The sequence below is a fragment of the uncultured Cytophaga sp. genome (assembly GCF_937863595.1).
Classification (GTDB): domain Bacteria; phylum Bacteroidota; class Bacteroidia; order Cytophagales; family Cytophagaceae; genus Cytophaga.
The window spans coordinates 25,190-49,272 of sequence record NZ_CALMGQ010000183.1 but is presented as its reverse complement, the minus strand read 5'-3'; the positions used below and the strand labels follow the sequence as shown (position 1 = coordinate 49,272).

The window sequence follows — 24,083 nt, the reverse complement described above, 5'->3', positions numbered from 1 at the left end:
ACCTGTAAAGTTAATATTTTATCAGTTACTCCCCAGCTTTTTTACCTGACCCGAGTTTAGTGCTATTGATGTAGCTGAGATGGAAGATGCGCTAATATCCATGTGGGTATTCTATTTAGATAAGCATAAATGGATTGAATCTATACCAGATATTTCAGAGTTTATAAATTACCGACTTAAGATGTATGGAATGTATTTTAAAGTTCGGGAGGATGTTTCCAAACATGCAACCTGTATTTTATATAAATTATTTTACATGTTCCCATTGTGTCAAAAAATAACTATGGATACCTATTCACATGTGCCTCCTACATTTTTAAAGTCTGTTTCTGGTATGTGTGATGAATTGTTGTTAGAAAGTAGAGATTACTTAACTAAAAGAAGACAGAATTGAATGCATATAAAAAATTTACATTCGTGATATTTTTATAGTTGAACAGTACAATTTTTAACTCTAGGTGTTTCATGCATGAAAGCACACAGAATTCTAACGAATTAGATTCTTCGTTTATTCGAAATACACTACGATGCTTTTTGAAACCATATCATGCATTGTTCTGCGATTGGGATTGCTATTTATTGTGAAAAACGAAATAAATCCAAGTGCCATTTTTAAAGTAAAACGAATGTAGGATTGAATGATATTTATCTTTTGTTTCGGGTCACTATTGCTTCTAATACGTATATCCATTATATAATTTCCCAATGTACAACCCAAGGTATGGGCAAGTGGCTCGTAGATGAAAAATAAACCAATAAATATGCATGCACGTATCCAGCCGGGCACATCAGCGATTTCATCAAACATCATTGCTACAATCGACATCAAAAATAAAATAAAAATAGAATCTAAACTTGCTGATTTTATGCGATCCGTAAGAGAAGGCTACTTATTTGTTTGATTTAATATTTCATTTTCCATAATTTATTTTAGTTCTACTACGGCAATTTATTGTTTGCAAATTTTAGAGGTTCGTTAAACCGGTACGATTAAAAAAAAGATTCGCTTTGTACGATACAAAGCGAATCTTCAATTCTTGATTTTTAAAAATTATTGTTTGACTACTTTTGAAGTATAAACAGTATCGTTCGTTACTAATTGCAACATATAAATACCTTTAGGTAATGCTTCAATGTTTACTGTAAGTGTCGGTTCGTTTACAGAAACAACTTTTTGAAATGCAACACTTCCTGTTTCGTTGTACAACTTTAATTCACCAGAACCTGAGGTGTTGCTTACCGTAATAGTTACGATGTCTTTCGTAGGGTTCGGATACGCGTAAACTGATGTAGAGGATGTTTTATTTAGTACTCCTGTTGTGGATGACGATTTTTCTTCAAGAGTCATAGATCCATCTTCTTTAGTAGAAGGATTTCCATCTGCAGTAACAGGAATAGACGTTCCGTTTGCAGCTAAACCAGTGCCAACAAACTCTGGGGCAATTTTATAATTACCAGCTTTTACATTTTTGAATGAATACGCACCATTTACATCTGTTTGTGTGTAGGCGATTTTATTTCCAGAGGCATCCGTTAAATAAGTAATAACAAAAGCTGCTGGTACAGTAGCACCTGTAGTACGTGCATTTGCAGATGCATTTTCACTCACTGTAATTATCCCTGCAATGACATCTGAGCCTGTGTTCCAAGTAGGATCAGCACTTGTATAGGAATTTAAGGAAAGATTTGATATGTTGTTTGCTATAACAGTAATTGGGCTTGCAGTTTTCCATGTTTGTACACCACCTGAATAAGTAGGTAGAAACGTATTTAAAGAGCTTGACCCTGTAATTGGGCTTGCAACTAATACATAAGTTCCAGCAGGAACGTGATCGAATAAATATGCCCCATTATCACTACCAATGATGGTGTCAGATTTAATGAAATGTAAACCAGAGCTTAACTGTTTAAATAACATAACAACTCCTTTATCCAATTTATTTGCAGCAACATTAATTGTTCCTGAGATTTTCAAATCATTTCCTATGGTAATTAGAACTTGGTCCGTCACAGTAGTGCATAGTCCATTTAGGCCAGTAAGTGTTATTTTTACGATACCATTAGAAATGTCTGATGCAGATGGTGTGTAGGTTGTCGATAATGAAGTTGTAGAACCAAATGTTCCTGTTCCATTACTTGACCAAGAACCAGAAGTAAACATGGTTATTGTGCCACTTAAATTTACGGAACCAGTTGTTATTGTTTGATCCAAACCTGCATTAACAGTGCCTTCAGGAACAATAGTTACAGTCATTGTATTCATACTGACACATCCGCTCATACTAATAGCCGATAGTTTTAACGTTACGCTTCCCATAGCAATATCTAAAGCAGAAGGAAAGTAAGATGTTTGTAATGTGGTGCTGTTCGTAAATGTTCCGTTTCCAGAAGTGGTCCATGAAAATGTGGAAGCATTTGTAACCGTTGCATTTGATAATGTAACGATTGCATTGGGGCATATTGTTTGAGGCAGACCTGCATTGACAATAGGCATTGGTACAAATGTTAAAACTAAATTATCTGATACAACACATCCAGATGCATTTGTTACTTTTGCAGTAAGTGTTACTGTACCTGTAGTTTCATCAGCTGTGCTAGGTATATACGTAGATGTAGGCATAGTCATATTTGAAAATGAACCCGAACCAGAAGTAGTCCACAGAAAATTAGCACCCGCAGACATCGTTCCATTTAAGTTTACAGCACCCATTCCAGCGCAGCGCGTTAAGTCAGTTCCTGCATTGCTAGTAGGTAAAGGTGCAATTGTAAGAATTAACGAAGAAGTTGTCGTAGAACATGTTCCACCCGTTCCTGTTATTGTTATAGTAACTGTACCTGCAGTTATATCCGCATTGGATGGTGTGTAAATACTATTTAATGTGGTAAAATTAGAGAATGTTCCAGTGCCAGTAGAAGTCCAATTATACGCCGTAAAGCCGCCAGTTCCAGTGCTAATTAAATTAGCTGTGCTACCTGCACATATTGTCTGATTGCCAGTTGTAGTAAGAGTACAAGCAGCATTGCTAAGTATGGGAAGCATTCCAATACTTAAAAATAAAAGCAAAAGTTTTTTCATTTTGTGATTTTTAGTTTAAAATATGGATAAATGTAGTGAAAAAATGGTATTTAATACAATGGTAATCAGTAGTATTGAAGATAGTTCTTTTTGTATTTTTAATAGATTACGGTGTAGAAATAGCATTATTGTATCACTAGATTATAAACTATCTTTGCACATATTTTATTCAATAATGTATTTATATGAAAACAAACCTATTTAGAATTTTGATGTTCGGATTATCGATGATTATTTTGATTAGTAACAACTCATATGCGCAAATGTATTCTGGCGGATTGGGCACAACGGATAATCCATTTAAAGTAGCTAATAAAGTAGATTTAAAATACCTTTCAGAACACAGCGAAGATTGGATTAATTCATTTATACAAACCGCAAATATTGCATTTACATCTGTGGATTTTAAAATTGGTGGTGATTTTTACAATTCAGGAAAAGGATTTAATCCAATTGGGAATTATGAAACAACATTCACAGGGAATTTTGATGGAAATTCATATTTCATTGATTCTCTTTTTATGAATAGTGAAACCGAAGGAATAGGTTTCTTTGGATTTACAGGTTTTGTTTCTTCACTATCTAATATATCGCTTCGCGGGTGTAACGTAAAGGGAAATGGGAACTATCTTGGTGCGTTAGTAGGGAATAATAATGGTGAAATGAATAATTGCCATTCTACTGGATTCGTATATTCTAATATAAGTATGTATGATATTGGCGGTTTGGTTGGTTATAATAGTAGACAAGGTATAATTAATAATTGTTATTCAATGTGCGATGTAATTGATTCTATGGATAGAAGTAACGTTGGAGGATTAGTTGGGTCGAATGATAATGAAATAGAACTGTGCTATTCTAGTGGTAAAGTAATAGGTGAGGGAATATATTCTAATGCTGGCGGATTCGTAGGTCGAAATAATAGCTCAATCATTAATTGTTACTCAAGCAGTAATGTAACCCGAACAAAAGATGATGGTTTTGTTGGTGGTTTTGCAGGTATTAATTATAATTCAATCAAACACTGTTATGCTTCTGGAATAGTGAACAATACAGGTATGTACTGTTCAGTCGGAGGAATGATTGCAATTAATGAGGGTACAACAACTAATTTATTTTGGGATACAGATGTTTCTGGTCAATCAACTAGTGATGCAGGAGTAGGTAAAACAACTATCGAAATGAAAACACAATCTACATTTACTGATTGGGATTTTGTGGGAGAATCAACAAATGGAAATGATGATATTTGGAAAATGGATATTTTGGGATGTTATGGTGGATACCCAATTTTTGTGAATCAAAATAATACTCTTCCTCAAATTTCTACGATTGAAAATGGAGATGCATGCACAAATGCCACTGCTACTTTAAATGCCTCAACAACTGACGTTACAAATACATTACAGTGGTTTGTTAGTTCAATAGGAGGTGCAAGTATGCATACAGGAAATGTATTTATAACACCAGTACTTAGTCAATCAAAAAGCTTTTGGGTAGAAGCTCAAAATGGAGCATGCATTTCTTCACGAACTGAAGTTGTTGCGACAGTGAGTGTTTGTACAGGAATAAATGATCCAGCGGATGTACAAAATGCCATATCTATTTTCCCCAATCCAACAAAAAATAAAATTCAGATACAATACGCTACAACTATTTCAAGCGTTGAAGTGTACAATATGATGGGAATTAAATTGTATCAATCAAATACAAATACTAAAGAAATAGATTTAACTTCATTTTCAAATGGCGTGTATCTGATAATTATTCACGACCAAGCAGGTAATGTGTTTTCCAAACGCGTGGAACGTATGGATTAGTTTGTAGATTTGTGTATTAAAAGGCCTTCGTTTACAATTAAACGAAGGCCTTTTTCGTTAGTCCATCATCCAAAGGTATTAATTAGCAATTTGAATTAATGCAGATAAAAATATTCAAATAAGGTTTGAATGCACCCCTTATTCAACAAAACCTTTTATTTGAACACATCCTTAAATTCGGTAAATTGTCCGCTATATGCGTTTTATTAAAAATATTCTTTTTATTAGTATCATAAGTCTTTGTATGTGTCTGAATACACGTGTATTTGGACAGCAGCTTACGTTTTTCAATATTGATACAAGTAATTACCCAAGGGTAAAGGCTGATTTCTTTGCAATAGATGCTGCTGAAAAACAGATCATCACATTTACGGAAGACGATGTTTTTATAACTGAGAATACAAACGCACAGCGGGTTGTTAAAGTCATAAATCCGAACGCAGTTCAAGCCAAACAAATTTCATTGGTATTGACGATAGATGTGTCAAGTTCCATGGTAGGGCCTTATATAAAACTTGCCAAAAGTGCCGCCAATGCAATCGTCTCTAAATTGCCCTTAGATAAATCCGAATGTGCTATCACCAGTTTTGATGATGCGAGTTATGTACATTCCGATTTTACACGAGATAAAATAAAGTTACAGAAGTCTATTGAGACCTTGAAACCAAGAGGTGGGACTGACTATGACAAAGGATTTACAACCTCGAATGCTGGCGGCTTGGATATTCTTAAAAAAGGCTTGCATGAAAAAGTACTTATTTTTTTAACCGATGGGTATGGAGAAGTACACACGCCAGAAATTATTCAAAAGGCGAAAGCCATGGGTGCGAAGGTTTTTGTGATTACCCTAGGTATGCGTACCCCGGATGAATTAAGAGAAATTGTTCGGGCAACCAATGGATATTATTTTGAGAATGTTATTTCAGAGCAAGAAATTAATACAGCCTATCTAAGTATTCTGTATCGCATACAAGGATTTACACCTTCCACAATAGAATGGGAGAGTACCACAACCTGCGGAAATTCTAAAGATATCTTATTCGGAGAAAAAAAGAATACTGTAAAACAAATTACGTCACATTACGATGCACCTATAAATAAAACGATACGCCTGCTTCTGGATGTAAATGCCATTACGTTTAATGCAACTACAAAAGAAATACCGATTTCAGTAAAAGCAATCAATGGGAATTTTCCTATTCAATCTGTTCGTTTTTCCAAAACAAATTTTTTAGTAACAGAACCTGCTTTACCACATACTATAAGTAGAGGAGTTTCTGAAGATGTTACTATTAAATATACAGGTACTTCTACAGAGTTTATTTCAGGCAGTATGGAGTTGGTTTCTGCTGGTTGTCCATCCACATTTATTTATTATCAATATCAACCGCCTAGCGAAAAGCCAGCCATACATTTAATGGCACCAGATGGGAAGGAATTGTTTTATACAGGTACAGATACCCTTGTTCGATGGGGCTTGCAGAATACTCATGCACCCGTAAAGGTGTCTTTTAGTTCAAATGCAGGGAAAGATTGGGTAGTCTTAAAAGATAGTTGTAAAGATGAATTCTTTAAATGGAAAATTCCATATAAACCTGGAACTTCTAATTTAATAAAGGTAGAAACCCGTGTAGTGGAACAAAAAACAAAGGCTGAATTTAAAATGATACACGATCGTTTTACAGGAGTTATGAATGCATATAACTTAAGTCCAGACGGGGATCGATACATATCGCAAACACCAACACAATTAAATTTACATGATACGCATACCAATTTGGTAATTTCTAAAATAGAAAATACCATTCGGAATGGATATTTTATTTTCTCTCCAGATGGGAAGTATATATTCATCTATGATGAAGGAAAACCCATACAAGTATATGATGCATACACGTTTCGATTTATTGAACAATGGGGAATATTCAGAAAAACATTAAGCAGTTTTATTGAACCTTATATAAACAATGATCTTACAGAGTACGTGGCAAAAGATACAGATGGAAGTTTGGGTATTTTTAATTTTAAAACGGGAATAAAAGTTAAGGATATTAGTTTTGTCGCAGGGAAAGAAATAACGGATTTTACAAAAAAGTATATCGTATCCGTAGAAGAAACAAATCACCATGTATGGGTATGGGATCACCAAAATGGCAAGAAGGTGTTGGATATTTTTATTCCAAACCAGCAAATTGTGAATGTTGAATTCAATCAAGATGAGACTGTTTTGCTTGTCTCTACTTGGTCTGCAGATGGCTTGAACCAAGATTTTACGGCCTATGATTTAAACGGAAAGAAAATTTATTCCTTTGAAAATTCTTCCAAGTCCTTCATGTCTTTGGATACCTATCAAAATTATGCGATCTGTTCTAAAGATAATTATCCTGTCTTAATTGATTTAAATACAGGGAAGGTCTTATTAACGTATGTGCTACCAACGGCTGTAAAATTTGGTTGGTTTGTACCTTTTAGTAATGGTGCATATATTTTATTTGCAAATGCATCTTCTAAAGAAGTGTACATGGTTACTTCAGGGATTGAACATATGACAGGTGGTATTATCTCAGATCAATCTTCTGAACCATTTACAATCCTTTCAACAAAACCTGAAGTGAAGAGTATACAATTTGCTTCTACGTATCTTGAAAGTATATGGGATAGTGTTGTCGTTTCATGTATTAAGAATGTTACTTCAATAGATATTCCTATTTTGGAGATTTCAATTGAAGGACAAAATGCAAAGGCCTTTAAAATTTTGAATCCTATTTCAGCAGTTATAATGCATGCAAAATCAAAGCAAGATATTGAACTGCGTTTTGTACCAATTAAGTCTGGATTGCAAGAAGCTGTACTGAAAGTTATAACAAAATACGATACAGTAAGCGTTCGCATTTCTGGGACTGGAATTGTAAAGCCATATTCGATAGCCAACAACGAATTGAATATGGGTTTGATTGAGGTAGGGAAGAAAATAGATACGAGCTTTACGAAGGTATTAACAAATACGAGTAAGAATATCATGTACATTAATGCACTGCGATTAGTTGGTCCCGATCAAAGGCAATTTACAATTACATCTCCTATTACATCTACATTAGCTGTTGGCGCATCCCTCGTGGTCAAACTTAATTTCTCACCTACCCAACGTGGTAGGACCTCTACTCTGTTGCAAATAGATATTCGAAATGCATTGGGTCCGGTATTCATGCCAGTTTATGCAGAAGCGTATTTGCCACGACAATATACCATTGAATACAACGTTATAGATGCACGAACAAAAAAAGGTATTCAGGCAACAACAAGCTGTATGGATGTACAATCAAAATTTGTCATACCTTCTACATCCATTCGGGCAGGTCAATCTTCTAGTACAAATGCATACGCAGATCGCATCTATGTTTTTTCTTTTCAGAAAGAAGGATACAAATCAATCTCGGATACCGTTAATTTATTGCGTGTAGTAACTACGGATACCCTTGTTAAAACAATCGAATTAATTCCCGATGGAAGCTCTATTCCTACAACGCAGATATTAAGTGGTCGTATTATTGACAAGTCGAATCAATCGTCCATTGATGCTACGATTGTTGTTTTTGAATCTGGAAGCAAATTGTCGTATAAGAAAATAAAGACTTCTGCAGACGGGGCGTATAGTATTGAACTGCCTTTTGGAACGTATACGATACAGATAGAAAAGGAGGGTTATGTAAATGAACATGTCTCTGTTAACGTATCAGAGCAAGCACAACCAAGCAGTACCTATGAATTGAAGCCCATCAAAGTGGGTGAGACCTTACAATTACCAAATGTATATTTTGCACGTGGTGGTGTAGACTTACTTGAAAGTAGTAATGAGTCGCTTGATCAGTTATATACTTTATTGCAAGACAATCCGACTATGCGTATTGAATTATTGGGCTATACCGATAATCAAGGTGACGCTCGATTGAATGTACAACTATCGGAGAAACGCGTTGCTGCAATAAAAGATTATTTGGTAGCGAAAGGTATTTCACAAAATCGGATCACTGGAAAAGGTTATGGAGGAGCTAATCCCATTGCTAGCAATGCTACCGAAGAAACACGTCAATTAAATAGACGTGTAGAATTTAAAATCGTGAGTAAGTAGAAATTATATTTTCTTGTAAGAATGTTAAGCCTTGTCTGGCGCGAGTGTTAAGCGTAGCGTCACTCGTGACTTTTATTTTTACAGTCTTTGACTGCTTTTTTATTTACTAAAGGCAGTCAAAGACTGTAAAATGCTAGAAACCATTCACGCTGCGCTAAAGAATGCGCCAGACGTATGCAGAAAAGGCTGAAAAGGCTGAAATACTAAACACCAGTCTCTCTAAAGACGGGTGTTTAGTAAAAAAATTACACTTTAATTATTTTCAATCGCCGCCGCTTGAATCGCTGTTAAAGCAATTGTATACACAATATCATCCACCAATGCCCCTCTGGATAAATCATTTACAGGCTTCTTTAAGCCCTGTAACATTGGGCCCACACTAATTACATTTGCACTGCGTTGCACCGCTTTGTAAGTAGTGTTTCCCGTATTTAGGTCGGGAAATATAAATACGTTTGCACGCCCAGCAACGGGGCTGTTAGGCGATTTCTGCATGCCGACGCTCATAACAGTTGCAGCATCATATTGTAGCGGTCCGTCGATGATCAAATCGGGTCTTCTTTCTTTTACCATACGTGTTGCTTCTTTTACTTTTTCTACATCTTCGCCAATACCCGACGTTCCAGTAGAGTAGGAGATCATCGCAATTCTTGGATCTATTCCAAAAGCGATTGCTGAATCTGCACTTTGAATGGCAATATCAGCAAGCTGATCGGACGTGGGGTTTGGATTCACCGCACAATCACCATACACATATACTTGGTCTGGCATCAGCATAAAGAATACCGAAGATACAATGGTAGAACCAGGAGCGGTTTTGATTAATTGTAGCGCCGGACGAATTGTATTGGCTGTTGTATGGATGGCACCCGATACCAAACCGTCTACTTCGTTCTGCACAATCATCATCGTTCCTAAAACCACTTTGTCTTCCAATTGTTTTTCAGCTTGAAGTGCCGTTAAGCCTTTGCCTTTGCGTATTTCTTCCATTGGCATCACATAACGCTGACGAATCAAATCTGGATCTAAGATCTGAAGGTCTGGTGGTATGGTTACACCTTGTGCTAAAGCAACTTCTTGTATGCGTTCTGGGTTGCCCAATAAGATACAATGAGCAATGCCTTTTTCATGGCAGATGATGGCTGCTTTAATGGTTCGCGGTTCCTCACCTTCAGGTAATACAATGCGTTTATTTGCAATGCGAGCAGATTGAATCAGTTGGTATCGGAAAGCTGCAGGAGGCATGCGTTTTTCAGAAGGTTGTCCCAATTTTATTTTCAGAATATCCCCATCTAAATGGTCCGCTACATGGTCTACTACTTTGGTAATGCGTTCAATATCATCCATCGGAATGTGATTGTCCATCTTATCAAGCAAACCGCTGGTTTCGTAGGTAGTAAGCGGAGATAGCAACACCGGAATTTTATGTGTCAATACGGGCGAACATAATTCATGAATGGTTGGTCTGGGTTCAAAATCATTTGTAAGCAATAAGCCTGCAATCGGAATTCCTTTAAGAACGGCAAGCGAAGTCGCTAATAAAATATCGTCTCGGTCTCCCGGTGTAATAACGAGTACGCCCGGCTTCAAGCGATTTGCAATGAATTCAACTGATCGTGCTGCAACCATATAGCTTTTAACACGCGAAGTGCTAATGTTTGCATCCGATAATACGCGGCATTCAAGCTGCGATGCAATATCCGATACGCGCGCTTCCATTAAAGTAGGTTCGTAAGGAATTGCACCAATAAAAAGCAATTTCTTTGCAGCAATGGTTTTGCTAAAAGATGCAATTTGCTGATGCAGTTGTTCCGCATCTTCAATGCCATGCGTCTTTGTTAGCACGTATCCTACAAAAGAAGTGTGATCTGGTCCGCCGTATTGTTGTAAGGCTATTTCAATTTGTTCTGCAATTTCAGATGGCGAACGTTTGTCCACAGGTACAACAAGTACTACATCTGCACGTAAGTTACGAGCAATCTCATCATTGAGTGAAGCAAGAATTGGCCTATCGGCATCTTGTGCCAGTCCTTCGATAATGGTTATATCATACGTGTCTGTTGTGATGGACAGTAATGTTACAATCTCTTCCAATAACTGATTCATTTGTCCGGTACCGATCATCTTCTCTACATAACCCACAGATATAGGCTTTGGGATATCGATATGAAATAAGGATTCTGCGAAATGTAAGGAACGTTTGTTATCGTTTAATGGCCAAGCATCGGCAATGGGTTTTGCAAAACCAACTTTGATTCCCAATCGTTCAAAAGCTCGAACCATTCCAAGTGAAACGGATGTTAGGCCAGCGTTTGGGCCGACAGGGGCAAGGTAAAAGGTACGCATACTATTTTTAGTTTATTTTATACATGCTGCCGTATCAAGGGCAATCATAAGTTCTTCATTTGTATTGATTACGATCGCTGGAATGCTTTCGGCTGTGGTAATAACACCATGTGCACCACGAACGGCTTTATCATTCAGTTCTTCGTTGATGGTGTATCCAAGAACGTGCAAGCGTTTTAAAGTTTTAGAACGAACAATGGAAGAATTTTCTCCAATGCCTCCCGTAAAGATAAGTGCATCAACTTTTGGTAAAGAAGTTGTCATGGCACCGATGTATTTTGCTAGACGATGTACAAATACTTCGATTGTTATTGCAGCGCCCCTATGACCACCGGCAGCGGCTTCTTGAAGTTCACGCATGTCGGAAGATAAGCCAGACAAGCCAAGTAATCCGCTTTTTTTATTGAACGTATTTACAACGTCGTAGGCACTGATATTTAAAGTATTTGCCAGATAGGGGATAATCGCTGGATCTATATCGCCTGTGCGCGTACCCATAACTAAGCCCTCAAGGGGTGTAAAGCCCATGCTTGTATCAACGCTTTTACCATTTAATACCGCAGAAACACTTGCTCCGTTACCAAGGTGTGCGGTTATGAATCCACTATCTCCAAGATCTTTATTCAACAATAGAGCTGCTTGCTGCGAAACGTATTGGTGACTCGTACCATGAAAGCCGTAACGCCTTACGCCATGTTTTCGATAGTATTCCATTGGTAAGGCATATAGATAGGCATAGTCTGGAAGCGTCTGGTGAAAGGCTGTATCAAATACCGCGACCTGAGGGAGCGTAGGAGCGAACAAACGTGCTGCATAAATCCCTTCAAGATGCGCAGGATTATGTAAGGGAGCAAAGGCAATACAATCTTCAATGATTTTGATGACTGCATCATCAATCAATACGGCTGATTTGAAAAACTCTCCACCATGAACCACTCGATGACCAATGGCAACAATCGCATCATTTAAACCCTCGCGCTGAATGTATGTGAGAATGTATTCCATCGCCGCCTGATGTGTGCTAGATGCGAGCGCTATCGTTTCTTTTGTATCGTCTTTTTTTATAATCAGAAATGCATTGGACAAACCAAGTTTTTCTGCAATTCCTGAAAGAAGGAGCGATTGTGTGGCAATATCTATAAGCGAAAACTTAAGGGAAGAACTTCCGCTGTTTATAACGAGTATGGACGGCATAGGGTACTAAAATCTTTTAACTAAGTTAATAAGTATAGCTGAAAGAACAAGGCATAGCCGAGGCTTATATTCGAAAAATGATAAAAGGTTTTATGGTTGGTGATGGGTATCATGTTTTGGAATGGTTACCCTAGCCCTACTACGAATCAATCCGTTGTAGGCATTTTCGAATCAACAACCTACGAATCTATGGTGGAATGTTTAATTAGCGAACTGTATTTGCCTGAATGATGTTTCTTTTGATTTGTATGATTTGCATGATATTGAATAACTGAAATGAATATTATTCATTGCCTGTTATTCAATATTATTTTATTCATTAATCGCATGGATCTAAATTTAGAAAATTTTTTAATTATCTTATCACTGGGACAAGGAATGCCAGTCCTCTTTTAAATACTTCTATTAATATCTCTGTCTTTTAATAATAGATTGCGTTTTTCAAAAGCGTACGGCGTATTTTTATCTGCGAGCCAAGTAATCATTTTTAATACACCAACAATATTAAGAAATATTCCAAGCGGAATTCCAATTAGATAATCAGTTACTGTTATTAAATTTTCGCTATATGTAATCTTTATAAAAAAATATATGCATGGAGCGAAAAACAACCAACACGTAATCATTCCTGCGTTGAAATAAGTTTTGCCTTTAATGTTAAACAGAAATGTATGAGCAATAATGTTTCCTAAGGAAATAAGTATAGTAGCAATCCCCAACCAGATAGCTTTTTTAGCTAGTAAAGCGGCCAATAAATAACATAGCCAGCCAACACCCATATTGATATATAATGCAGTATTTGTATTTAATGGATACCTGTCTGGTATGGGACTATTAAAAACTGCTGTGTTAATCATGCCAGGAAAGGTGCCTACGATTCTATATTCTTCTAGTTGATGAAAGAATAACGATGTTAAACTTAGCCACATTAATAGTTGATAAGAAGATAATGTATTAAGGTTTACGTATACGAATACCAAAACAGAGATAGATAACAATCCACCTAAATCATACCAATGTTTTCTTAATACATCCATATTATATTTTTTTATTGTTTGCGATTAGAATATTCTGTTCTGTCCATATTTCTATCAGTTGTTTCTGGCTTTCTGCCGCCAGTCTTTAGCGCAGCTTAGTCCAAATTTATCATAATAATTCACGTTTTCTATTATTACAATCCTTTTTATCTATGAATCTAAAAAATAAAATCCCGTCCATTTTGGACGGGATTTTATTTGAATTATTGTTTTAATAATTGAACGTTTGCAATGAGTTTAATTTCATCGCCAACCAATGCGCCGCCCGCCTCAGTGATGGTATTCCATGTTAAACCAAATTCTTTGCGGCTTATCTTTCCTGAAACTTCAAAACCTGCTTTTGTATTTCCCCAAGGATCTTTTGCCGTTCCACCATATTCAACCGCAAGTGTAATTGATTTTGTAACATCTTTAATTGTTAAATCACCGACCAATTCAAAGTCATCGCCTTTTTTTGTAAACTTCGTTGCACTGAACGTTAATTTTGGAAATTTTTCTATATCAAAAAAATCCGCACTTTTTAAGTGTGTATCGCGTTGTTCGCTGTTTGTATTGATGGATGCCGTACTTGCTTCGAAGCTTATTTTCGCATTTTCAAACGTGTCGTCGCCTGCTTCAACCGTACCGCTGAAATCATTAAAAGCACCTGTAACAGTTGTAATAACTAAATGTTTTACTTTGAATTGAATTTCAGAGTGAGATGCGTCGATTACCCAATTTGTAGTTGTCATAATTGTATGTATTTTAAATTTTGTTTACGTATTTACTTTTTATTTATTCTTAATTTATTCTACTTTCTTCATACTTAATTTTCCCATAATCTCCGTTAAAGAAATCTCTATAGGCATGTGCAATTTCTAAGCGGCTGTTCATAACAAAGGGGCCTTCTGCAAAGATTGCTTCGGTGTAAGGCGCGCCCCCAAATAAAACAAGATCAACCTCTGTGATGTTATTATTTGTAAAACTTATGTCGCCATCCGTGTTTGCAAATGAAACAATCTCACTTTTGCTTATGGCTTTTCCGTTAATAATTACTTCATCTGAAGGCACAAAGGCAGCGTATTCCAAACCTACGTTGGTTGTATACATAAAGCTAGATTTTGGATTCAGTTTTATATGATAAAGAAATTGTTCGCTGAATGTTTTAACAGGCGACTTATTATCCCCGCAAGCGCCGATAACTATGCGCATGATACCTGCTTCGTTTGGCAATATTACTTCAGGAATATCGCCTGCCTGTATCGCCATGTAATCGGGCTTTTGTGCTTTATTTTCTGCAGGTAAATTAATCCAGAATTGAAGTCCGTGCATGATTCCACCACGCGCTTGAAAGTCGGGACTGAAATGTTCGTCGTGGATGATGCCGTTTCCTGCATTCATCCATTGTGCGCCACCTTCTTCTACAATACCATGTTGTCCATTGCTGTCAAAGTGTTCAAGCGCGCCGCTAAATACATAACTGAAAGTTGCAATACCACGGTGGGGATGTGCAAATTGTCCAGTAGGCGCAGCTGGTGTTTTTGGTTTTTGAACACTCGGGTATAAGTGATCCAAAAATACAAATGGACCTACTGCATCCATATATCTGTTTGGCAACAATCGATTCACTAAAAGTTCGCCAACTTTGGAATTGATACCACCATATTTTGTTCCGATCGTCTTTTCCATTTTCGTAGTACTTTTATTTAACTTAGAAGAAGCATTCGTGCTTTCCCTTTTTGTTGATACAAAGTAACAGCATAAAAAGAGGAATCGGATTGACAAATGACAATAAAGAGGCTTGACAAATGTCAAGAGGTGGGATGTATGTGAAATGCTTAAGCGCCTAAATACATAAATTGGGAGTATTTGAGTCTATTCGAATCTGTACCTGAAAAATTTCTAACTGCTGAGGATTCTCTGTGTTAGCTTTAATATAGATTCGGTACGCGTTTTTGTATCTCTAAAAAATGTGAACGTTGAAACAGTAAATATATCCCAATGTATCACTATAGCCAAGGGTTTAAATCCTGTACATACTTTTAAAAAATGAATCGTTACGCATCGATTCGGATTTTTTTTACTTCAGCGCTTTCTTTCGAATTCTACTATATGTTTCCGCCGTGATTCCTAAATACGAAGCAAGCATGGTTTGCGGAAAACGTTGTAAAAAGTCTGGATGGTTTTTTTGTAGCTCTAGAAAACGATCTTCGGCTGTTAAGCTAAGTGCATCGTGAATGCGTTTTTGTGAAGCACTAAAATTTCGTTGGTTTAGGGTGTGAATCATTTTGCTAAAAATGGGTAGGGTAGCAGTTAATTGTTGCAATTCTTCGGATGTGATTAACAACACTTCTGTGTCTTCAATAGCATCAATGTTGTACTTAGAAGGCGTAAGCATGGTTAAACTTTCACGATCACCCACCCACCAATTCTCTATACCAAATTGAATAATGTGCTCTATACCTTTTGCATCTACCGAATACAGGCGCATAGAGCCTTTTAAAATAAATGCATTGTATTTGCATACATCACCTTCTTGCAACAGAAACTGACCTTTCTTAAATCGTTTGTGCGTAAAGGTTTTTTTTACAACTTCAAAATCTGTTTCCGAAAAAGTATCGGATGCATATTTTTCAATATAAGCGCGTAGCGATTCGTACATGGTGCATTAACGGTTATTCGTGTTTTGTTAAAGATATGTATTTATAATTAAGAATGGAAAAGTGAATGGATGGTTTTTACGCAGGTAGACGGTAAGGGTATTTTGATCTAAGCATCGATAAAGCCTGTATGGTTGTATTGGGCAACTACCTAAGAATCTATAATGGTAGGCTCAAAGAGCCAACTGAATTTGTCTCTTTCTGTCTCGTGGTGGAATTGCTAAGTAAGATCATCTTAACACAATAGTAAAAATATTTGTTATCTCGTTGATATTGGCGCTCACTTTGAAAAGGATGCCTTATTCAAATGGAGGAATATTTTCCCCTGTAGCCACATACAAAATAGGTTTGAGCATCCATTATATATACGATATGGAGAAAATAGGTAAACTATTTATTTAACGGTAGGAATAGGAATGTTATCGGTTTGGATAAGATGCCTACAAGTATTTTCTTGCACTTCTGTTTTATTAACAATCCATTATTCACGAATTGCTATGAATTTATCCAAAAAATCTTTATTTTTTTTAATCGCTACATTGAATTTTTTGACCAGTAATGCACAAAATTTTCCTTCTGTATTTGATCAAAACACATTGAATGGTAAAAATGGATTTATTGTAAAAGGCTTGAATGGAGGCGATCGCCTTGGTTCTGAATTGAGTTTTGTTGGTGACATCAATCACGATGGGTTAGAAGATATCGCTATAAATACACAATTTATTGAACCGAATAATCTTGAACTAGCTGGCACTACGTATATTATTTTTGGTTCAGTCAATGCATATCCTTCCCCATTTGATTTAACTACCCTAAATGGTATTAATGGCTTTAAAGTGGAAGGTGTTGCTGAAGATGAAAGAAGAGGCGCATCAATTGGGAAGTTAGGCGATATTAATGGCGATGGTATAGATGATATTGCATTGGCATCTCAGGGGGATAAGCATATGTTTTTGTATGGAAGAAGTACCGGTTTTTCAGCTACTATAACAATGAATGAGATCACTGCTACCATTGGTTTTATTTTTACTGAAAGTGGCGTTGGTGAAATTAAGGGAGCAGGTGATGTAAACGGAGATGGGATTAATGATATTTTGTTAGGTCAATATGCATGGTCGGGCACTACCTATATTCTTTTTGGTAGGAACTCTAATTTTCCATTAGATGTTGATGCAAGTTGGTTAGACGGTACTCGTGGCTTTAAATTAGGTAAGGTGTCAGCAAATATATCTGCTTTTTATGTTGCTTCAGCAGGTGATATAAATGCAGATGGCTATGCTGATGTTATGGTTGGTATTTGGACTGGAAGTTCTGCTGATGAAAAAAAGACCTATGTTTATTTCGGTCATGCCGCACCTTTTCAAATGATCGTTGATATAAAAGCTGTAAATGGCACAAATGGTTTTTCCATTCAAAATGCCTCTAATAATTTCTTAATTCCAGTGGGCACGCTTGGAGATATCAATGGCGATGGAATCGATGATTGTTTTTCGGGTAATATTATTATTTATGGCTCAAAAACTGCATTTGCAAAAACCTTTGTTGCTAACGGAACAAATGGTTTTGCATCTACAGGATTTAATCTAACTTCTGCAGCCATCGGAGATGTGAGCGACGATGGAATCGACGATTTTTTAGTTGTGTCTAATAATTATGAAAACTGGGTTGTATACGGTTCCAAAGAAATCGTACCTGCAACTTTTGATCCCACAATACTAAATGGTACTGGTGGTTTCAAAATAAAAAATATAAAGCAAACAAATATTGGTAGGCAAATAAGTGGTGGTGGTGATATAAATGGAGACGGCTATTCTGACTTTATGATTGGAAGTGAAATTTCAGGCACTGTTTTGTCTGGTGGCAACGAATCTGGGGAAGTATATGTTGTCTTTGGTGGGGATCATTATGCAAAGCCTCTCACAGCAAGTTATCCAAAGGTTACAGCTATCAATTATACAACGTTTAACCTACAAGTAAATACACAAGAAGGAGGCAGCGTTCATTATGGTATTTATCCAAGTGAAGAAGATGAAATAAATATACATTCGGACATTTTAAACGGAATAAATGCATTGCAGTTTGGCAATATTCAAGCCGATCAAGCAGAAATTGTTATCAATAAAAGTATTGCAGACTTAGCTTCAGGAGCAGCGTATGATGTATATCTATATTTTCAAGATGCCGTCGGAAATTTGGGTGAAATCTATTTAATCCATGATGTGAAAACCTTAGTAGATATAGAAGCGCCCGTTATCACATGTCCTACTGAACAAAAAAGTAACTGTGGAATCATTCCCTCATACACATCATTGATTACAGTGACTGACAATGCAGATGCCAATCCCATTATTACACAATCACCCCTTGCTGGTTCTGTATTTAATCCCAACATGACTGTAACAATAACTGCTGAAGATAAAGCCGGAAATAAAAGTGAATGTTCATTTCTTGTACTCGGCACGCAGCAAATTACGTGTGCAGTGGATCAATCGCTGAATAAAGGAACCTTGCTTCCTGATTTTACTCAATCGGCAACAACAACAGGGTTCTGCAACGAAGCACCAATCATTACGCAAACTCCTGACGCTGGCACACTCATACAAGATGATATATTTACAGTTACATTAACTGCATTGGATATTAATAACATGAGTGCTACGTGCGATTTTGTAATCAATACAATTACAACCGAGACAGATGTTGCAATCACCTCCAGTGAAATTAAATTGTATCCAAATCCAACAACAGATGTAATTCGTATTGAAGGTATACGTTATTCAAAATATGTACTTATTGATAATTTAGGTGCTGTAGTGATGGAAGGAAACGAAGTGACAGAATTGAATATTGCGGCCTTGAAAAATGGAATGTATCTGATTCTTTTATACAACGAACAAGCGCAACGTGTGGCAATGCAAAAGATTAGTAAAAAGTAATTAAGTTCGTATGTCAATAATAAAAAAGTCCTGTATTTTTACGCAGGACTTTTTTATTGAATGTAATGGCTACGGAATTTCAAAATTAATTTATGTGAGTTTTTACATAAGTTTGCGATAGCAATTCTTTCACCAAACCTACCACTCAAACCGTTGTTGAGTTATTCTGACAATAAGCTGCTAATCTATGATGGTACGCTCAATTAACCAACGGTATTTATCTGAACCACTGATTAAGCTAATATTGATAATTGAGCTTGGTTTTAATTTATTTTAACGCACTTCTATTTATAGCTGCAACTGTACACTATACTGTAATTTCCTGCATCACTTTTCTCAAGTGAATAGTAGCTGCCAGCCATTTCGGATAGTGGGGCGTATTGCGTAGAGTCACTATTCCAATCATTCTCTGAGGTGTAAAATAATACATCAATCAGGCGAATCAATATTTGTTTGTCTTTGCTTTTGGTCTGAATGGAATATTTTGTACCACCGGCCATGCAAGTTGACGTACTATAAATGATACTGGATTTAAATGATTGTTTCCAAGAGCAAGGTCTTCCAATTGAGGGAGTGTTTTCCGTACTTATTTTAGTAGTTAATGAATCGAAACTGTTGGATATATACAGATACCCTGGATCTATAACAGATGACTGTACAAGCATGCTCGGTGTGGGAGCGGGGAATTCGCTTTCATTCCAATCTGTTGCATATTCTTTAAATTTTGCTACTTTAATGGGGTTAGGCATACTTGATTTATTGCTGTTAACGATAGGTTTAACCGTATCCACATACTGTTGAGCGAGAGTAGTCGGTTCTGTTTCGTTTGTTTGCAGCGCCGAGCAACTGAAAAAACTACTTGCAATAAAGAATATAAAATATTTCAACATCATGCTTGGTGTTATTTACTAAATATAAATAAAAGTGGGTGATATGTATGTATAGGTGCCGTGCTTTGTGTGGTCCGATTAATGAAAAGATAAGCATAGGTCATCTTGCGCCAGTCTTTAGCGCAGCGAGACTGGTGTCTAGCATTTGGCAGTCTTTGACTGCTTTTTTTAACTATTGTTAACCTTTTTACAAAAAGCTAATTAACTTTTTTTCTTAATTTACATGGTATTGATTTATCGTTTTTTAATCACTCACAGCTATGAGTTCAAAATACAAAATAGGAGATGGGCAGTATGCGGATTTCGTAACGTTTACTATTGTTAATTGGATTGATGTATTCACCTCACCTGGTCACCTGGCGCCAGTCTTTAGCGAAGCGTGACTGGTGTCTATTATTTGGCAGTCTTTGACTGCTTTTTAACTATTGTTAACCTTTTTACAAAAAGCTAATTAACTATTTTTCTTAATTTACATGTTATTAATTTATCGTTTTTTAATCACTCACAGCTATGAGTTCAAAATACAAAATAGGAGATGGGCAGTATGCTCATTTCGTAACGTTTACTGTTGTTAATTGGATTGACGTATTTACTCGTGATGAATATAGGAATATTATTATCGATAGCCTAAATCACTGTAGTAAATATAAAGGTTTGATGGTTCATGCGTTTTGCATTATGACCAATCATGTGCATTTAATAATTAGTGCAGAGAAAGATAATAACCTTGCTTTTATTGTACGTGATTTCAAGAAATTTACTTCTTATAAGTTACTGGATGCAATTAAACATAATCCATTTGAAACTAAAAGGTAATGGATGCTTTGTATGTTTGAAAGAATAGGAAGTAAAAATACGAGTAACGAACGATATCAATTTTGGCAAAATGGATACCATCCGATTGAACTCAACAATGTATTTCTTGTTGAAGAACGCTTGAATTATGTGCATGAAAATCCAGTGCGCGCTGGTTTTGTATTATCAGCAGAAGAATACAAATACAGCAGTGCTAGAAATTATGCGGGAGGGATAGATTGTATGATGGAAGTGGTGTATGTGTAAAAAAAGTTCCACTTACTTCTCTGGCGCGAGTCTTTAGCGGAGCGTGAATCGTGTTGTTTATTTTGCAGTCTTTGACTGCATTTTATTATTTGCTAAAGGCAGTCAAAGACTGCCGAATGGTGGACACCAGTCCCGCTGCGCTAAAGACTGGCGCCAGGTGATTTTTATTATTCTGCTGGAATAATATACCAAGCTCTTTTTTCTGGGGGACGTACTTCAATGCTATAATCGTTTGGTATGATTGGGATAGGGAAAAAATCTTGTGCATAATAAAGCGGCCTACATGGCCCTTTCTGATTAACAATTATTTTTAAGATTACCTTTTTAGTGGTATGATCTACATAGCATCGCATAAAGCGTTCTGCGTTATAAATACAGCCAGAATAGGTATAGGAAACGAATATCAATACGTTTTTATTAAAATCAACATCTGGGAAACTATCTGCTCTACATGCACTCCATGCTAGTAAACGAGCATACGCATCGGAATCATATATGTATTTTCGAGGAGGGGTATTTGCTGCATCGCTTGTTATGCATGCTCGGTTAATAATTAGCGGTCTACTTACACTCGAATCGATTGGGTTAGCACTTACCGCATTATAGTGTAAGCTTATAAATACGATTGTAGGTATCAGTTGTAAAAATAGAGATTTCATAATTGAAAAGTTGAAATAGTGTATATGGAATCAAACGTTTAATAGATGGTTATTGGTATACGAATCTACGAAGGTACGCTCAATTAGCCAACTGAGTTTGTCTGAACTATGATTCTTATGATGGACATGATATTGAATAGCAGAAAGTTTATTATAATAATTTACTTTGTCTATTATAGCAATCCCTTTTATCCATTAATCCCACGAATCCCAATTCAGAAAATGCTAGACACCAGTCACGATGCGCTAAAGACTGGCGCCAGGTGAGCGGTTCAGGCAATCCCTTATCCATCATACAGTAACTGGTTGTTGGCCTCTGGCACAAGAACGAATGTATTCGTGTGTACGATAGAGTGGGGGCGCCAACAGCAGTAAATAGGCTAACTTCTATTTACAAATAAATATTTTTGTTAATGGCTGATTAGATATATAATTGGATGCTTCTATATAAAGTAATATAGAATCAATTTCTGAATTAGTAAATGTTGGGAAAGCAGTCATGACACATTTATTGTATTTATTATATACATTGACTGCCATAGTATCTCCTGATTTAATTAAAGAGTCCGAATTGTGTATGAGCGCATAAATCCATTTTGTAGGCCTTCTTGTTGTTATACCAAATAGTGCTGGGCCTACAGATATTTCATGAATTTTATGGCAAGATTTACAATTTTCTTTGAATAATTGTCCTCCCGCTTCATGGATTGAATTTTCAGTATATTCAGATGAATAAGCTGCGTTTCCACAATAAAAAATATCATCAGCTTGTTGAGGATTTGTATCCTTTTGCAAATGTATCAATAACAAACAAAGCCCAAGCAATAGTGCTGAAGTGAAAAATAATAATAGAAGTTTATTGGCATATTTCATCGGTATCAGCTTTTAGCAACCACAGTAATATAACTATTCTTTCGGTATAATTTTATTGTATGTTTGCGTCGTGCACCTTGACCAAACCAATATCCAACCAGTTGTGCCATTTGGCCAAGAACCCAGTAAGCTTTGATGGTATGCTCAATTAGCCAACTGAATTTGTCTGAACGATGATTCTTTTGATTTAGATGATGAACATGATGTTGAATAGTTGAAATGATGGTTATAATAATTTACGCTGTCTATTACAACAATCCATTTTATCCATTAATCCCACGAATCCCAATTCAGACAATGCTAGACACCAGTCTCGCTTCGCTAAAGACTCGCGCCAGGTGAATTAGTACTTAATTACAGCTAAACTTCCCGATGGCTTATAATATACTTTTTCTCTCACACCTGTTGAATTGGGGTCTGCATTTTCTTGTTTTACGACCGTCCCTGCTTCATCGTATTGAATGCTGCTTTCATCTTTACCATAGATATCGTATACAACTTTATAATAGATATTTCCATTCTTATAATAATTTACTATTTCCATAGCAAACCCTTCAGGTGAAAACGTTTTTTGTTTACATAATACTTTTTCTGCATTATAATAGTTCCACGTGCCAACTGCTGTACCATTTTTGAATTCCCCTTTTGCGTATAAAGTGTCAGCAGGAATATCATGAAAGATGCTTTTTTTTGAAAGGTAATATTGATCGAAGGTGAAGTCTTTGTTTTGTTGAATTTGTTTTAGAAACTGATAATTTTGATCCAATATAATTTTTGTTAGGTCTGAACGATCAGTTGTATCTGTTATACAGCTTCTGTGACAAAGATCCGTATATAATAAACGTTCGTTGGTAGTTTTGCCATTCACAAAATCATTCGTATATGTAGTGAAAATCATGCGTTGCTCATAGAGTTTAACCCGGATGCCGCACATGCCTTGAGATATACGTGCATCAACAATAACGGTATCTGAAGTAGGATGTCCTTTATATAAGATGTCAATTACATAATAAATCTTTTGCTCTTTCTCAAATCGCATCACTGTGTCAATCCGAACAGCTCTTCCGGTAAAGATCAATGCAGAATTATTATAGGTTTCTATCGTTAAATATTTATCGAAGCTGCAGCTGCATGCACTGGATTGTAGATGCAGGAGGAAGAAGGAAAATATAGATATGACGTATGGTTTCATTTTAAATAGGTGTGTTTATAACTGTTTATTGTGTATTCTATCTAAACCGCGAGTCGACCCATTGTTGTGCCATTCGACCAACAACCTGCAAATCTATGGTGGTACGCTTTATGAGCCAACGGCCTTTGTCTGAACTATGATTCTTTTGATTTAGATGATGGACATGATATTGAATAGCTGAACGGATTGTTATTATAATTCACGTCGTCTATTATAACAATCCCATTAAT

At 36.3% G+C, this 24,083-nt stretch carries 18 protein-coding genes and 1 pseudogene; 7 read left to right on the top strand and 12 right to left on the bottom strand.

Annotated elements, in window-relative coordinates; all coding sequences use genetic code 11:
- Positions 1 to 79 precede the first annotated feature (79 nt).
- The gene (locus tag Q0543_RS16330; RefSeq protein ID WP_299255567.1) at positions 80 to 394 is read left to right on the top strand and encodes a hypothetical protein; all 315 of its coding nucleotides are present in this window, start codon (positions 80 to 82) and stop codon (positions 392 to 394) included.
- Between the two features lie 114 nt (positions 395 to 508).
- Here Q0543_RS16330 and Q0543_RS16325 read toward each other — a convergent pair.
- Positions 509 to 874 (bottom strand): annotated as a pseudogene (locus tag Q0543_RS16325) (RDD family protein); the annotation flags it as partial.
- Positions 875 to 1,051: 177 nt separating this feature from the next.
- On the bottom strand, positions 1,052 to 3,076 hold the full coding sequence (locus Q0543_RS16320; RefSeq protein WP_299255565.1) for a T9SS type A sorting domain-containing protein: 2,025 nt from the start codon (positions 3,074 to 3,076) through the stop codon (positions 1,052 to 1,054).
- Between the two features lie 185 nt (positions 3,077 to 3,261).
- Between Q0543_RS16320 and Q0543_RS16315 the strand changes: the two genes are divergently transcribed.
- Complete coding sequence (locus Q0543_RS16315) at positions 3,262 to 4,896, top strand: GLUG motif-containing protein (protein WP_299255563.1); 1,635 nt, start codon at positions 3,262 to 3,264, stop codon at positions 4,894 to 4,896.
- Positions 4,897 to 5,140: 244 nt separating this feature from the next.
- Positions 5,141 to 9,025 carry an OmpA family protein gene (locus Q0543_RS16310; protein WP_299255561.1) on the top strand — a complete coding sequence of 1,295 codons (3,885 nt, stop codon included), beginning with the start codon at positions 5,141 to 5,143 and terminating at the stop codon, positions 9,023 to 9,025.
- A gap of 252 nt (positions 9,026 to 9,277) precedes the next feature.
- On the opposite strand, the gene pta is transcribed toward Q0543_RS16310, so the two are convergent.
- From pta to Q0543_RS16280, 6 genes are all read right to left on the bottom strand, one after another.
- Positions 9,278 to 11,371 carry a phosphate acetyltransferase gene (gene pta, locus Q0543_RS16305; RefSeq protein WP_299255559.1) on the bottom strand — a complete coding sequence of 698 codons (2,094 nt, stop codon included), beginning with the start codon at positions 11,369 to 11,371 and terminating at the stop codon, positions 9,278 to 9,280.
- A 12-nt stretch (positions 11,372 to 11,383) separates the two neighbouring features.
- Positions 11,384 to 12,565: an acetate kinase gene (locus Q0543_RS16300; protein WP_299255557.1), complete on the bottom strand. Its 1,182-nt coding sequence runs from the start codon at positions 12,563 to 12,565 to the stop codon at positions 11,384 to 11,386.
- Positions 12,566 to 12,957: 392 nt separating this feature from the next.
- Positions 12,958 to 13,602 (bottom strand): HXXEE domain-containing protein, encoded by a 645-nt coding sequence (locus Q0543_RS16295; RefSeq protein ID WP_299255555.1) that lies wholly within the window; start codon positions 13,600 to 13,602, stop codon positions 12,958 to 12,960.
- Positions 13,603 to 13,805: 203 nt separating this feature from the next.
- Positions 13,806 to 14,333 (bottom strand): YceI family protein, encoded by a 528-nt coding sequence (locus Q0543_RS16290; RefSeq protein WP_299255553.1) that lies wholly within the window; start codon positions 14,331 to 14,333, stop codon positions 13,806 to 13,808.
- Positions 14,334 to 14,382: 49 nt separating this feature from the next.
- Positions 14,383 to 15,270, bottom strand: coding sequence for a pirin family protein (locus tag Q0543_RS16285; protein ID WP_299255551.1), 888 nt, complete (start codon positions 15,268 to 15,270; stop codon positions 14,383 to 14,385).
- Between the two features lie 391 nt (positions 15,271 to 15,661).
- On the bottom strand, positions 15,662 to 16,243 hold the full coding sequence (locus Q0543_RS16280; protein ID WP_299255549.1) for a Crp/Fnr family transcriptional regulator: 582 nt from the start codon (positions 16,241 to 16,243) through the stop codon (positions 15,662 to 15,664).
- A 495-nt stretch (positions 16,244 to 16,738) separates the two neighbouring features.
- Here Q0543_RS16280 and Q0543_RS16275 point away from each other — a divergent pair, with 495 nt between their 5' ends.
- Positions 16,739 to 19,177 (top strand): T9SS type A sorting domain-containing protein, encoded by a 2,439-nt coding sequence (locus tag Q0543_RS16275; protein WP_299255547.1) that lies wholly within the window; start codon positions 16,739 to 16,741, stop codon positions 19,175 to 19,177.
- Positions 19,178 to 19,461: 284 nt separating this feature from the next.
- Here the strand turns inward: Q0543_RS16275 and Q0543_RS16270 are convergent, their stop codons facing one another.
- Positions 19,462 to 20,070: a hypothetical protein gene (locus Q0543_RS16270; RefSeq protein ID WP_299255545.1), complete on the bottom strand. Its 609-nt coding sequence runs from the start codon at positions 20,068 to 20,070 to the stop codon at positions 19,462 to 19,464.
- Between the two features lie 257 nt (positions 20,071 to 20,327).
- Here Q0543_RS16270 and Q0543_RS16265 point away from each other — a divergent pair, with 257 nt between their 5' ends.
- The 3 genes from Q0543_RS16265 to Q0543_RS16255 all read left to right on the top strand — a co-directional run bounded on the left by Q0543_RS16265 (position 20,328) and on the right by Q0543_RS16255 (position 21,129).
- Complete coding sequence (locus tag Q0543_RS16265; RefSeq protein WP_299255543.1) at positions 20,328 to 20,450, top strand: hypothetical protein; 123 nt, start codon at positions 20,328 to 20,330, stop codon at positions 20,448 to 20,450.
- 127 nt (positions 20,451 to 20,577) lie between these two features.
- Positions 20,578 to 20,883 carry a transposase gene (locus Q0543_RS16260; RefSeq protein WP_299255539.1) on the top strand — a complete coding sequence of 102 codons (306 nt, stop codon included), beginning with the start codon at positions 20,578 to 20,580 and terminating at the stop codon, positions 20,881 to 20,883.
- A gap of 12 nt (positions 20,884 to 20,895) precedes the next feature.
- Complete coding sequence (locus tag Q0543_RS16255; protein WP_299255537.1) at positions 20,896 to 21,129, top strand: hypothetical protein; 234 nt, start codon at positions 20,896 to 20,898, stop codon at positions 21,127 to 21,129.
- Positions 21,130 to 21,296: 167 nt separating this feature from the next.
- Here the strand turns inward: Q0543_RS16255 and Q0543_RS16250 are convergent, their stop codons facing one another.
- From Q0543_RS16250 to Q0543_RS16240, 3 genes are all read right to left on the bottom strand, one after another.
- Positions 21,297 to 21,788 carry a hypothetical protein gene (locus Q0543_RS16250; protein WP_299255535.1) on the bottom strand — a complete coding sequence of 164 codons (492 nt, stop codon included), beginning with the start codon at positions 21,786 to 21,788 and terminating at the stop codon, positions 21,297 to 21,299.
- A 387-nt stretch (positions 21,789 to 22,175) separates the two neighbouring features.
- Positions 22,176 to 22,661 carry a cytochrome c gene (locus tag Q0543_RS16245; RefSeq protein ID WP_299255533.1) on the bottom strand — a complete coding sequence of 162 codons (486 nt, stop codon included), beginning with the start codon at positions 22,659 to 22,661 and terminating at the stop codon, positions 22,176 to 22,178.
- A gap of 343 nt (positions 22,662 to 23,004) precedes the next feature.
- Entirely contained in the window at positions 23,005 to 23,853 is an 849-nt protein-coding gene (locus tag Q0543_RS16240; RefSeq protein ID WP_299255531.1) for a hypothetical protein, read from the bottom strand.
- Between the last annotated feature and the right edge of the window lie 230 nt (positions 23,854 to 24,083).

What these genes read in the sequence shown, in the direction of transcription:
- Q0543_RS16330 (WP_299255567.1), top strand. Translation starts at nt 80, where the DNA reads ATGGAAGATGCGCTAATATCCATGTGGGTATTCTATTTAGATAAGCAT.
- Q0543_RS16320 (WP_299255565.1), bottom strand. Translation starts at nt 3,076, where the DNA reads ATGAAAAAACTTTTGCTTTTATTTTTAAGTATTGGAATGCTTCCCATA.
- Q0543_RS16315 (WP_299255563.1), top strand. Translation starts at nt 3,262, where the DNA reads ATGAAAACAAACCTATTTAGAATTTTGATGTTCGGATTATCGATGATT.
- Q0543_RS16310 (WP_299255561.1), top strand. Translation starts at nt 5,141, where the DNA reads ATGTGTCTGAATACACGTGTATTTGGACAGCAGCTTACGTTTTTCAAT.
- pta (WP_299255559.1), bottom strand. Translation starts at nt 11,371, where the DNA reads ATGCGTACCTTTTACCTTGCCCCTGTCGGCCCAAACGCTGGCCTAACA.
- Q0543_RS16300 (WP_299255557.1), bottom strand. Translation starts at nt 12,565, where the DNA reads ATGCCGTCCATACTCGTTATAAACAGCGGAAGTTCTTCCCTTAAGTTT.
- Q0543_RS16295 (WP_299255555.1), bottom strand. Translation starts at nt 13,602, where the DNA reads ATGGATGTATTAAGAAAACATTGGTATGATTTAGGTGGATTGTTATCT.
- Q0543_RS16290 (WP_299255553.1), bottom strand. Translation starts at nt 14,333, where the DNA reads ATGACAACTACAAATTGGGTAATCGACGCATCTCACTCTGAAATTCAA.
- Q0543_RS16285 (WP_299255551.1), bottom strand. Translation starts at nt 15,270, where the DNA reads ATGGAAAAGACGATCGGAACAAAATATGGTGGTATCAATTCCAAAGTT.
- Q0543_RS16280 (WP_299255549.1), bottom strand. Translation starts at nt 16,243, where the DNA reads ATGTACGAATCGCTACGCGCTTATATTGAAAAATATGCATCCGATACT.
- Q0543_RS16275 (WP_299255547.1), top strand. Translation starts at nt 16,739, where the DNA reads ATGAATTTATCCAAAAAATCTTTATTTTTTTTAATCGCTACATTGAAT.
- Q0543_RS16270 (WP_299255545.1), bottom strand. Translation starts at nt 20,070, where the DNA reads ATGATGTTGAAATATTTTATATTCTTTATTGCAAGTAGTTTTTTCAGT.
- Q0543_RS16265 (WP_299255543.1), top strand. Translation starts at nt 20,328, where the DNA reads ATGAGTTCAAAATACAAAATAGGAGATGGGCAGTATGCGGATTTCGTA.
- Q0543_RS16260 (WP_299255539.1), top strand. Translation starts at nt 20,578, where the DNA reads ATGAGTTCAAAATACAAAATAGGAGATGGGCAGTATGCTCATTTCGTA.
- Q0543_RS16255 (WP_299255537.1), top strand. Translation starts at nt 20,896, where the DNA reads ATGTTTGAAAGAATAGGAAGTAAAAATACGAGTAACGAACGATATCAA.
- Q0543_RS16250 (WP_299255535.1), bottom strand. Translation starts at nt 21,788, where the DNA reads ATGAAATCTCTATTTTTACAACTGATACCTACAATCGTATTTATAAGC.
- Q0543_RS16245 (WP_299255533.1), bottom strand. Translation starts at nt 22,661, where the DNA reads ATGAAATATGCCAATAAACTTCTATTATTATTTTTCACTTCAGCACTA.
- Q0543_RS16240 (WP_299255531.1), bottom strand. Translation starts at nt 23,853, where the DNA reads ATGAAACCATACGTCATATCTATATTTTCCTTCTTCCTCCTGCATCTA.